The sequence below is a fragment of the Paraprevotella clara YIT 11840 genome (genome assembly GCF_000233955.1).
Classification (GTDB): domain Bacteria; phylum Bacteroidota; class Bacteroidia; order Bacteroidales; family Bacteroidaceae; genus Paraprevotella; species Paraprevotella clara.
Map to the genome: position 1 here is coordinate 1 of NZ_JH376617.1, position 12,813 is coordinate 12,813.

Annotated in this window: 7 protein-coding genes; all 7 read left to right on the forward strand. The window is 48.9% G+C overall.

What is annotated here, in order from left to right; translation table 11 throughout:
* On the forward strand, positions 1-608 hold a 608-nt coding region (locus HMPREF9441_RS13130), incomplete at its 5' end, for a TolB-like 6-bladed beta-propeller domain-containing protein (protein ID WP_008622023.1).
* Positions 609-1,734: 1,126 nt separating this feature from the next.
* Positions 1,735-3,681, forward strand: a complete 1,947-nt coding sequence (locus tag HMPREF9441_RS13145; RefSeq protein ID WP_008622027.1) for a glycoside hydrolase family 97 protein — start codon at positions 1,735-1,737, stop codon at positions 3,679-3,681.
* A 22-nt stretch (positions 3,682-3,703) separates the two neighbouring features.
* Positions 3,704-6,226, forward strand: coding sequence for a beta-glucosidase (locus tag HMPREF9441_RS13150; protein WP_008622028.1), 2,523 nt, complete (start codon positions 3,704-3,706; stop codon positions 6,224-6,226).
* Between the two features lie 368 nt (positions 6,227-6,594).
* Entirely contained in the window at positions 6,595-7,899 is a 1,305-nt protein-coding gene (locus tag HMPREF9441_RS13155) for a hypothetical protein (RefSeq protein WP_244949772.1), read from the forward strand.
* A gap of 46 nt (positions 7,900-7,945) precedes the next feature.
* Complete coding sequence (locus HMPREF9441_RS13160) at positions 7,946-9,094, forward strand: esterase (protein WP_008622034.1); 1,149 nt, start codon at positions 7,946-7,948, stop codon at positions 9,092-9,094.
* 50 nt (positions 9,095-9,144) lie between these two features.
* Positions 9,145-10,479, forward strand: coding sequence for a glycoside hydrolase family 43 protein (locus tag HMPREF9441_RS13165; protein ID WP_008622035.1), 1,335 nt, complete (start codon positions 9,145-9,147; stop codon positions 10,477-10,479).
* 270 nt (positions 10,480-10,749) lie between these two features.
* Positions 10,750-12,813, forward strand: a 2,064-nt coding sequence (locus HMPREF9441_RS13170) for a glycoside hydrolase family 31 protein (RefSeq protein WP_039865331.1), incomplete at its 3' end; no start/stop codon positions are given.

Sequence of the window (12,813 nt, forward strand, 5' to 3'; positions counted from 1 at the left end):
ATTTTATTCATACGAAAGGGTATGTAGTTAAAAGCTTTGGTGAAAGAGGACGGGCGCGCGGAGAATTTATCTTGCCGCAAGGATTGTCCTTGTCTAAGGATAAGAAGACCTGTTGCGTGTACGATTACAATACGCAGTATAATGTTTGCTTTTCCGTGAAAGAGGCATTGGGTGGAGGCAATCCTGTTCAAGATGTGATAAGAATGGGAGACGTGGAAAGCGGGCGACCTGTGGAGCATCGCTTCTATCAGGTCTTGGCTTTATCAGACAACCGTTTCCTTGGATTTGGTAACCATCCTGAGAATAGGATTCAAATCTTTAATCAATCAAAGGTGCTTGCCACATATTCGGATTTCCCGGTTTTGTACGAAAAAGAAGAGAACAACAGGTCGGTTTGGGGTAATTTGGCGTCTTTTGGTGTTTCTCCTGACGAAAAACATATTGTCATAACCACCGGGATAGGGGCGGCCTTTGAGATATTGTCTTTGAGTGGGGAAGAAATAAGCCATAAGTTGGTGAAAGGCTTCTATGCTCCGAAATATTCCATTGCTCAGGGAGCCGTTCCGACTTGTGTCGTCGTATGTCCGGAAAACAGTAGTCGGATTTAATGCCCTGCATGTGGCAGATGATTGTTTTTATGCCGTGTTAGCCGGGCCGGAAGAGCGGTACAATGAAATCTTGAAGTTTGATTTTGACGGGGAATGTGTGCATAGATATTGCCTTCCGTCAGATATTGTCTATATAAATTGTATGACTGTCGATAAAGGACGGCTTTGGGCTTTTGTGGAAAATAAGGATGGGGAAATAAAACTTATAAAGGCTAGGGTATGATTGGCAAAGAAGTTATACTTTCTCTTGATTCTTTTTTTGTGTTACCAAGGTCTTAAAGAGAAAGAAACTGTCAATCGATATCTCTCGGAATATAAACTTGTTGTTTATATGGATTCAATTTCCTGTATGTCATGTGGATTGAAAACTATGCACGAATGGGATGTTTATGTGGAGTTATCTGATAGTCTGGAAGGAGTGTTTGATATATTGTTTATAGTGTCACCTAAACATAATGAGTTAGGATTGGTGAAAATCAAGGTTTTGTCTGAGAACTTTAAATATCCAGTCTTTATAGATGATAAGAATATTTTTTCTAAAATTAATCCATGCATACCAAGTGAAGAACAGTTCCACGTGTTTTTGTTGGATAAGGATAATCGTATTATTTTAGTTGGTAATCCCCTTAAAAGTAATAAGATTCACAATTTACTTATCAAAAGCATGAAATAAGAGTCCTTCTGTCATTTTGTTAATTTAAGCCTTGCGAGAATCTTTCGTACGGCCTCGGGGCGGAGGCTTTTGAAAATAGGCGATTCTCATGCGTCGGTGGAAAAGCTGCTTGTCAGCCACTGGGCATTTCCCGTTTCTTTTTGTCCGGTCGGGGGAGGACATCCGTAGAAAAGTAAAGGGCACACAAGTATGGGACGGCACTTGCGTGTCAGTTTGACATGTCGCTTTTGACCGTGGAAAAACATCAAATAGAGTGAAAAAAGGTTGTGGCGGCACGTGTGCATCCCGTTTTTAAGTATTTTTCCGTTTTCTGAGCAGGACTCTTCGCTTCGGCATGCTTTGAAAATGATACAAGAAACAAAATATATGTAACATGAGCGAAGTGAAAGTCTTGTTTTTATTCGTACTTTTGTGACGGGAATAATCAAAAACTATTAATCAATCATTTACCCAATGAAGAAATACTTCTTACTTGCGTGCGCACTGGGTGCGTTTGGGGTGGCAGATGCGGCCACCGTACAGTTTTCAAGTCCGGATAAGAAATTAGTGGTGACGGTAGCCGATGACGGCGGCCGGCCTACTTATCGTGTGTCCTACGGTGAAACTTTGTTCTTGGAATCCTCCCCCTTGGGGTTGTCTACGAATATCGGCGACTTTTCGCAAGGCATGGTTTTGCAGGAATCCTCTTTTGCCGTTTCGCCCGTGTCGGGGCATTATGAATTACCGACCATCAAACGTGGTAGGGTGGACGTGCGGGCGACGAAAGCGGTCTGCCCTTTTTACCGGGACGGCAAGCATATTTTCGATGTCGTATTCCATGTGTCCGATCATGACGTGGCCTTTAAATATAAGATGTATCCGCAGGGAGAAACTTTGTGTTGCGTGGTCAAGGAGGAGGCTACGGGCTTTGTGCTCCCCGACGGTACCACGACTTTCCTTTGCCCGCAAGTGGCACCGATGGGCGGTTTTGCCCGTACCTATCCGAGCTATGAGACAGGGTACACCGCCGACGATGAGATGGGAAAGAACGGATGGGGGCATGGTTACACGTTCCCCTGCCTGTTCCGTACGGGAGACAAGGGCTGGGTGCTGATTTCCGAGACGGGAGTGGACAGCCGTTATTGCGCGAGCCGCCTGATGGGAAAGGACGGCGGACTTTACACCATCGGCTTCCCGCAGGAGGGGGAATATAACGGTAACGGGACGGCCTGCCCCGGTATCGCCTTGCCGGGCGAAACGCCTTGGCGTACGATTACCATAGGGCAGACGTTGGCACCGATTGTGGAGACCACCATACCATACGACGTGGTGGAACCTCTCTATGAGCCTTCGCGCCGGTATGTTTACGGTCGTGGCACGTGGAGCTGGATTATCGGCGGCGACAACAGCATGAACTATGACGAACAGAAGCGTTACGTGGATTTCGCTGCGGACATGGGTTACGAGAGCGTGCTCGTGGATGCCTGGTGGGATTCGCGCGTGGGATACGAACGGATAGCGGAACTGGCCCGTTACGCCGCAGGTAAGGGCGTAGGCTTGTATTTGTGGTACAATTCCAACGGTTATTGGAACGATGCGCCTCAGGGACCGCGTGGCCGCATGGACAACATGATAGTCCGTCGCCGTGAAATGAAATGGATGAAGGAAGCCGGCATCCGGGGTATCAAGGTAGACTTTATCGGAAGCGACAAGCAGCAGACCATGCAGCTTTACGAAGACATCCTGGCGGATGCCAACGATTACGGTTTGATGGTGATTTACCACGGTTGTACCCTTCCGCGCGGTTGGGAGCGGATGTATCCCAATTTCGTGGCCAGTGAGGCGGTATTGGCCAGTGAGAATCTGAACTTCTCGCAGAAAAGTTGCGATGCCGAGGCTTTCAATGCCTGCCTGCATCCTTTCATCCGGAATACGGTGGGCAGTATGGACTTCGGTGGCAGTGCGCTGAACAAGTATTACAATGCGAAGAACGAACCGCGCGGCAGCCGCCGGGTGACGTCCGATGTCTATGCGTTGGCTACGGCCGTATTGTTCCAGTCGCCCGTGCAACATTTTGCCCTCGCCCCCAACAATCTGACGGACGCTCCGGCTTGGGCGATAGATTTCATGAAACAAGTGCCTACGACGTGGGATGATGTCCGTTTCATCGATGGTTACCCCGGGAAATACGTCATCTTGGCGCGTCGTCACGGTGACAAATGGTATGTGGCGGGAGTGAACGCGCAACAGGAAACGCTGAAGACGGAAATCACTTTGCCGATGTGGGCTTCCGGTACGGAATTGCAGGTATATGCCGATGATAAAGAATTGCAGGGAGAAGTGAAGTCTGTGAAGCTTGGGAAGAAGCAGACCGTGAAAGTAACGATTCCTTGTAACGGCGGTCTGCTTATCGTAGGTTGAGAATAGTTTTATTTCATAAAGTATGAGAGAGATATTTGCTATATTAGTCGGTTGGCTTTCCTTGCAATGCCTTGCAGGGGAAAAAGACGTCGGCGGTAAGGTGTCGGACATCCGGAAGGGGCTAACGGTCGAAGAGAAGATAGATTTGCTCTGTGCGGATGCTCCGGCAGTGGAGCGTTTAGGCATTATCCGTTACGATTGGTGGAGCGAGTGTCTCAACGGTGTGGCGAGGGCGGGTAAGGCTACGGCCTTCCCGAAACCGATAGGCTTGGGGGCTACGTGGGATGTGGATCTGATTAAACGGATAAGTACGGCCATATCCGACGAAGCCCGTGCCAAGCACCGTAAAGTGATGGAAGAGAAGGGGTATTCACCGAGGCAATTCGGCCTTACGTTTTTTTCTCCCACATTGAATATTGCACGCGATCCGAGGTGGGGGCGTACGTCGGAATGCTTCAGCGAGGACCCACTTCTGACTGGTGAAATGGGCGTTGCTTATGTACAAGGTTTGCAGGGGGATGATGCGCGTTGGTTGAAAGCGGTTGCCACCATAAAGCATTTTGTGGCTAACAACGAGGAAAACAGGCGTGCCGGAGGGTCGGCGGACGTGGATGAACTGTCCTTGCGGGAATATTATTTCCCGGCCTTTCGCGAAGCTGTGGTAAGAGGCGGGGCAGCTTCTGTCATGGGAGCCTATAATGCGTTGAACGGAGTGCCGTGTTGTGCGAACGCTTATCTTTTGAATGACGTGTTGCGCAAGGAGTGGGGATTCCGGGGTGTTGTCATCTCAGACGGGTCTGCCGTAGAAAAGATATATACCCACCATAAGTATGCAAGTACGCCGGCAGAGGCTGCCGCAATGGCATTGAAGTCCGGTTGCGATATGTCGCTGCGGGATGAATATCGGGACGGGCTGCGTAGGGCATATACAGAGAAGCTAATTGATGACGATGACCTTGACCGTGCTGTGGAGCGTGTACTGGAGTTGCGTGTGAGATTGGGGTTGGACGGTGATATCGGTGGAAATCCTTATGTCGACATCCCATATTCCGTAGTCGAATGTCCTGCACATAGGGAGTTGGCTCTTGAAGCTGCCGAAAAGTCCATGGTGCTGTTGAAGAATGATGGGCTCCTTCCGTTGGAGCTGGGCAGCGGTGATGTCCGTAAAATCGCTTTGATAGGCGATGCCTTTAACACGGTTTATTATGGAGATTATAGTGCAAGTCCGGAAATCAATGAAGTTCTGTGGGATTGTTTACGCGATGCCGTAGGAAGCCGTGCTGAGTTAAGTTGGGTGGGCGAGCGTACGAAAGAGGAGACTGTTCCTTCCCGATATTTGTCACGGGGAGTAGGAGAAGCTCACGATGGGATATTGGGTTTTACGGGCGAATATTATGCGGACAAAGAAGCCGTGGGGACACCGTTGTTGGTTCGTCAGGATTTAGTGCTGGATTTTGTACCGGCTATGGATGACAAGTTGAAAAGTGCCAAGGATTTGTCGGCACGTTGGACTTCTGTCTTGCAAGCCCCGCTTACGGGAAGGTACTCTTTCATGTTCGAAGGCTCCGGTCGGGTCTCTATCCGGATAGACGGGAAGGTTGTTTTTCGCAAAGGAAGCAATCAGAAAGTGCGTGGCAGCTTTGAATTGCCTTTGGTAAAGGGGCAGGAATATCAAGTTGAAGTGGAAGCTTGTGGAATGAAGGCGCAACAGGCCGTTCGCCTGTCGTGGAGGCTTCCTTTTGACGATAAGGGAGTCACCCCCGAAAAGTTGGCAAAAGAGTCGGATGTGGCTATTTTATTCTTGAGGGACGACAATTCTTCAGAAGGCAGGGACCGGAAAGACTTGCATTGGGGGGAGGCTCAAATAGAATTGATCCGTAAAGTTACGGAAGCCAACCCCAACACCATATTGATTTTGGGCAGCGGGAGTCCTTTGATGCTTGCTCCGTTTGTCCGTCTGCCGAAAGCCATCCTGAATGTGTGGATGGGGGGACAGGGGGAAGCGCGTGCCATTACCCATATCTTGCTGGGCAAAGTGAATCCTTCGGGCAAAACGCCGGTGACTTTTTTTGCGGACGAACGCCAACTCCCTCCAATGGACAGTTATGATGTGACAAAGGGTAGAAGCTACCAATATTTTAAGGGTGATGTGATGTTCCCTTTCGGTTATGGGTTGAGTTATACCCGCTTCGAATATTCGCGTCCGGTGGTAGATAAAAGCCGCATGTCGGGAAGCGATACTTTGTCCGTGGAAGTGACGGTGTCCAATAAAGGAGGGTATGACGGTGAGGAAATCGTTCAGTGTTATTTGTCTGCTCCCCAGTGGGCTGTTGGCGGGCTGAAGCAAAAGTTGATAGGGCATAAACGGGTTTTCATAGCCAAGGGAGAAAGCCGTAAAGTGTCCTTCACCGTTTGTCGGGAAGATTTGTTACGTTGGAACGTGAACGTTAAAGAGTGGACGGCTTTGGCCGGTAAATACGAGGTCTCTGTGGTGCCCCATTCCGGTGAGAAGAACGCAGTTTCATTTGTTTATGAGGGGAAATAAGATGAATGGTTGAATGTAATTTTGCCATCAGAAGGAAATACAAGAATCAAGACATGAAATACAAGCTTATTATATTCGTTTTATTCCTGCTTGGGGGTGGTTTTACCGGGAAAGCATACCTCAAGGGGACAGATACGGTGGTTGCCAATCCTTTGGAACTTCATTTCCATCGTTTGGCTGTCAGGAGATTTATTTTTTCGAATAACATTCCACTTTCAGAATTTGTCCCCTCGGAAATCGTTTCCTTTGAATCCATGCATCCGGCTTTTCTTCCTTCACGGGACGGAAGGCCAAAGTGCGATACTTCATTTCATGCCCATATATACAAGGGGTGTCTTGTTTTAGGGGAGGATGAGAAAAAAAGCTCCGTGAGTTTTTATGTGGGTGCGGTCAATCCTTATGCTACTTATGAAATAGATATTCATTCATGGGAATACGGAAACGATGGGGAATCTGAGGTCGGATTTGAATTGGCGCGGATGGGGTTGCAAGACCGCGTACAGCTTTTCGCTTGTCTGGACTCCCTGAAAGAAGGAATATATTTAAGGATATATAAGGATGGCCTTGTGGAACGTGAAGAACGTTTTTCTTCTTCATTGCCTGACGGTAGTTTTACATTACGGGCGCAACTTTACGGAAATTCTCTCGGAGCATTTATTGAGGAATATGGGCATACTTCTTTCTTAGGTTATGTGCCGATAAAGAAAAATTTTAGTGAAGTGATAGATTTCCGTTCCGTAGAAGAGGCTGCTGAGGCTACTTTCAATGTCATTTCCAATTCATGCGGACGTGTGGAGGTCGCCGGTGCCCGTTCTTATCTGTCTACGGGAATCGGTCAGGCAGATATTCGGTTGGTTTCATACGAAGACTTAAGTCCGTATATGGACCAAAGCCGTTTGTGGTTCACGTTCAGTTGCCGGGGGATAGACATCAACCAGTCCGTGCAAGGAGTGTTGAGCCTCGACCCTTCTGTCTTTGATATCCGCTTTGAAGGGGTAATCGTGTTTGACCATGGCGACGGTTTGCTGAGGAATGATTATGCTTCTCATCTTTTCTATGACCGTCGCGAGAAATTATGGAAAGCGTATGCTTGCGATTTCGGGGGGACTGCCTACACGGAACTCCGGTCCGGCACCGGATTGGTGACAGCCGTATCGTCTAAAGATCCCCGGCGAGGGTTTTCAGTAATGAAAGCTCGGCGGGTTGAAACAGATCATGTTTTGGGGCATAATGAAGACCCTTGTATATTTTATGATTCCCAAAATAAGAAGTGGAGGTTGCTTACCAGTGTGCTGACCAGTAAATCTATAACTTCCGGTATTTTTGAGTCTGAGGAATGGGATGGAAAGTTCACGCGGGTTGCTCCGCTCATATCATTGAATTCAACAGGAACATCCATACAAAAAATAGGGGGAAAATATTATGCTTTCATGGGAGGACATGGAAACCTGAGGGTGCATGCCTACCCCAGCCTTGAGTTATTGGGTGAGATGGATTTGGATTTACAACCCCATTGGCCTAAAGCGGCGGGACGTGTATGGGCGAGCCTTGTGCCCTTGCCGGAAGGCTATCCTTACAGGTATGTGTTGCTGACGATGGACAGGCCTAATTTTCCAGGCATTACCGGGGCAAACTGGAGTTACGGAGGACTTTATTTTTATGGAGCTGATTAAGTAGGAGTTACGAATTATAATTATTATACAAAATGGATTCAAATAAATGAAACGGAGAATAGGAAAGGGAATAGCCTTAGCTTTTGTGGCTATGGTAGTGTGTAGGGCGGAGGTTGTGGCACAAGGGAATCCGTGGAATAACCCGGTCGTGTCGCCCCGTGTGGATACCGGTGGGGAGGTGACTTTCTCTGTCAGTGCTCCCTCGGCTTCACGAGTGGAACTTTCGGGACAGTTTATGGAAGGCACATGTCCGATGCGGAAAGGAACTGATGGAGTGTGGAGCGTGACGGTAAAGATAGACCGTCCCGACATTTATCCTTATTCATTCCGTATCGATGGGGTAGAGACCTCCGATCCGAGTAATCCCCTGATTTTTCCCAACGAACGTTTCAAAGCCAGTTTGTTGGAGATGCCGGATACGGCAGCCCTCTATGCGCGCCATAAAGATGTTCCGAGGGGACAGGTACGCTATTGCAGTTATTATTCCGAGGTTTTGCACGCCGATCGTACGATGTTGGTTTATACGCCTCCGGGCTATGACCGGGAGACCGAACGGCGTTATCCCGTGCTTTATCTCGTGAGCGGCACGACTGATACGGAGGAAACCTGGTATAAGGTAGGGCGTGTGGATGCCATTTTGGACAATCTCATCGCCAGAGGCGAGGCCGAGCCGATGCTCGTAGTCATGCCGTACGGTTATATGCCGTCTCATGGTACGCCCATGCCCTCATCGCCTGAGGCTGCCGAGATGTATGCCACCTTCGCCCGCGAACTGACGGAAGCCGTGATTCCCTATGTGGAGTCAAGTTTCCGTACGGAGCTTTCGCGCGAGTCCCGTGCGGTGGGCGGGTTCTCGCGTGGCGGTGGGCAGGCTCTGTTTGCAGCATTTTCCCATCCTGAATTGTTCGCCCACGTGGCTTCTTATAGTGCCTATCTTACTCCGCAGGTGATGGAGCGTCATTTCGGGCAGCTTATGGGGAATCCTGCACGTATGGATTCTCTCTACCGGGTGAAGTGGTTCGGTGTAGGGCGCGGAGATTTCCTCTACGCCGATGTGATGAGACATCTTGATTATTTTCGGGAGAAAGGCATTTCCTGCCGGACGCGTATCACGGACGGGGAACATACATGGATGAACGCCCGTGCCTATCTGGCAGAAACGTTGAGGCTTTTTTTCCGGTCGTCCGAATCCTGAAGATGGAATTTTGGCTATAAAAGATAACCTTTAAATAATAGATTGGTAAAATGAAACATTCACTTATGACATCTGCCTTCGCCACATTGTTGGCATGTGCAGGGCAAACCGTGCTTTACGCACAAGAGCCCATTATCCAGACCAAGTACACGGCCGACCCCGCGCCGATGGTGTACAACGACACTGTGTTCCTTTATACGTCCCATGACGAGGACGATGCACAGGGATATGGGTTCAAAATGTTGGATTGGCAACTTTATACTTCCACCGACATGGTGAACTGGACCGACCACGGTCCCATTGCTTCGTTGAAGGACTTCACTTGGCGTAAGCGTGACAACGGAGCATGGGCTTTGCAGGTCGTCGAACGTAATGGCAAGTTCTATATGTACTGTCCGCTTCATGGCAATGGAATCGGCGTGTTGGTATCCGACTCGCCTTACGGTCCTTTTAAAGACCCTATCGGCAAGCCTTTGGTATGGCAAAAGGAGCATTGGGACGACATCGACCCCACGGTATATATCGACGACGACGGACAGGCTTATATGTATTGGGGCAACCCCAATCTTTATTATGTGAAGCTCAACGAAGACATGATTTCTACCTCGGGTGACATCGTAAAAATCGGCAAGCTGAAGACTTATCAGGAAGGGCCATGGTTTTACAAGCGCAACAACCATTATTACTTGGCCTTTGCTTCCACTTGCTGCCCCGAAGGCATCGGTTATGCCATGAGCGATTCTCCTACCGGTCCGTGGGACGTGAAGGGATACATCATGCGTCCGACCGACCGTACGCGTGGTAACCATCCCGGCATTATCGACTACAAGGGAAAGACGTACGTGTTCGGACAGAATTACGACTTGTTGCGTCTGGAAATGGAAGAACACCACGAACGCCGTTCCATCTCTGTGGCCGAGATGCACTATAATGCTGACGGGACGATACAAGAAGTGCCTTATTTCAAGGATGTGAAGGTGGAACAGATTGAGCATTTCGACCCGTACCGCAGAGTGGAGGCCGAGACGATGGCTTGGGGATATGGACTGAAGACGGAGAAGATGCCGGGCGGCGGCATCTATGTGACGGCTGTGGATGATGGCGACTCGTTGATTGTTCGTGGCGTGGACTTCGGGAAGCGGGGCGCCAAACGTTTCCGTGCCTGCATCGCTGCGGAGCAAGGCTGTACCGTCGAGATACATTTGGACTGTGTCGACGGACCGTTGGTGGGCACGCTGGAGGTGAAAGCCACCGGAGGCATGCAGGCGTATAAAGAAATGGAATGCCGCGTGAAAGGGGCTAAAGGCGTACATGACCTGGTGTTCCTTTTCAAGGGCGGCGCCGGCAAGAACCTGATGAACTGGGATTACTGGCGTTTTAGCTGAATTTGGTGGCGATAATAGACACGAGTGGGTGCGCAGGATACCGTAGAGGGAGGCTGTTCTCTACACCGATTCCTGCGCATTCTTTATATATGTAAGAAGTAAGATAGTCGGTTTGCATACTTTTATCAAGAAGAATGTAACATGCGGACATATGGGATGTAACATGTCCTTTGGTGTTTCAACCTCATTACGATTGTTTTCAACATAGTTATTATGGGAGATGGACTATGGGACTATAATTTTGCGTTGTTGAACAATAATAGAAATAGAATGAGAAAGATGATGTTGTTTTTGGGTGGGGTGGCCTGTGTGGCCGCAGCCTGGGCTCAGGATTACCAAAAGACTGCTTACGGCGTGAAAGCTACCGTGAACGCCGTGGATGTGGAGGTACAGTTTTTCACTCCCTCTGTGGTGAGGATACTCAAGTCCCCCCATGGTGAGAGTTTTGAGAAAAAAAGTTTGTCGGTTGTGGCTTCTCCGGGTGAAGTCGGCTTCAAAATCTCTGTCAAGAAGGGGGACATTGTGCTTGGCACCAAGGAACTACAGGTAAGTCTCGACACGTCGACTGGTGTCCTTTCTTACGAAACGGCTGACGGTACTCCTTTGCTCCGTGAAAAAAGTGTGGAAAAACAGTTTACCGCCTTTAACGATGCAGGTGATGCAACTTATAGTGTTTACCAGGCTTTCCAACTGGATTCCGATGAGGCTCTTTACGGGTTGGGACAGTTACAAAACGGGAAGATGTCCCAACGTGGGCAAGTGAAGAATCTTGTACAAGGTAACGTGGAAGACGTAAGTCCATTCATCCAATCTACCAAAGGATATGGCCTCTTCTGGGACAATTATTCCCCCACAGTCTTTACCGACAATGAGAAAGAGACTTCTTTCCGTTCGGAGGTGGGCGATTGTATGGATTATTATTTCATGTATGGTGCGGATGCCGACGGCGTAGTGGCACAGATACGTTATCTTACGGGAGAGGTACCGATGTTTCCTCTTTGGACTTATGGTTATTGGCAAAGTAAGGAACGTTATAAGAGCCAAGAAGAGACGGTAGGTGTTGTACGTAAGTATCGTGAATTAGGTGTACCTCTTGACGGTATTATTCAAGATTGGCAATATTGGGGACACAACTATTTGTGGAATGCTATGGACTTTCAGAATCCTCTATTCAATAATCCCAAAAAAATGATAGATGACGTACATGCGATGAACGCGCACATGGCTATTTCCATCTGGTCGTCGTTCGGTCCGGCTACAAAGCCTTATCGGGAATTGGCCGATAAAGGATTATTGTACGATTTCCGGACGTGGCCTGCCTCTGGGACGGAAGGTTGGCCGCCCGATATGGAATATCCTTCTGGCGTGCGAGTGTATGACGCTTATTCTCCTGAAGCTCGTGACATCTACTGGAAATACCTGAACGAGGGAATCTTTAAGCTTGGTATGGATGCATGGTGGATGGATTCTACTGAACCGGATCATTTGGATTTTAAGCCCGAAGATATGGACACGAAGACCTACATGGGGTCTTTCCGCAAAGTACGTAATGCCTATCCGCTCATGTCCGTTGGCGGAGTGTACGACCATCAGCGTGCCGTGTCGTCAGATAAACGTGTGTTTATCCTGACCCGTTCGGGCTTTTTGGGACAGCAGCGTTATGGGGCTAATGTGTGGAGTGGTGACGTGGGTTCATCATGGGAGACCTTGCGCAATCAGGTACCGGCCGGCTTGAACTTCTCACTTTGTGGCATGCCCCACTGGAACAACGACATTGGCGGTTTCTTTGCCGGGCAATATAATAAGAGTTGGAATGACGGAACGGCTCCTAAGAATCCGCTTTATCAGGAGCTTTATGTACGTTGGTTGCAGTTCGGAACTTTTACACCGATGATGCGCTCCCACGGTGCTGACACCCCACGCGAGATTTATCAATTCGGCCAAAAAGGCGAACCGGTGTATGATGCCATTGAGAAGATGATACGCCTGCGTTATTCCCTTTTGCCCTACATTTATTCTACGTCGTGGGATGTGAGTCATCGCCAGTCTACGTTCATGCGTGCGCTCGTCATGGATTTCCCAAAGGACAAGAAGGTGTGGGACATGAATGACGAATATATGTTTGGAAAGGCTTTCCTTGTAGCGCCTGTGTTGCATGCACAATATACGCAGGAGAAAGTGGTGAAGGTGAATGAAGAAAGCGGATGGAACCGCGATAATGCAGGGAAAGCCGAAGGAAAGGTGCAGGCCGATTTCCAACAGCCGAAATCTACAGAGGTTTATCTTCCATGCGGTACGGTTTGGTACGACTTCTGGACGAACGAGAAGATAGAG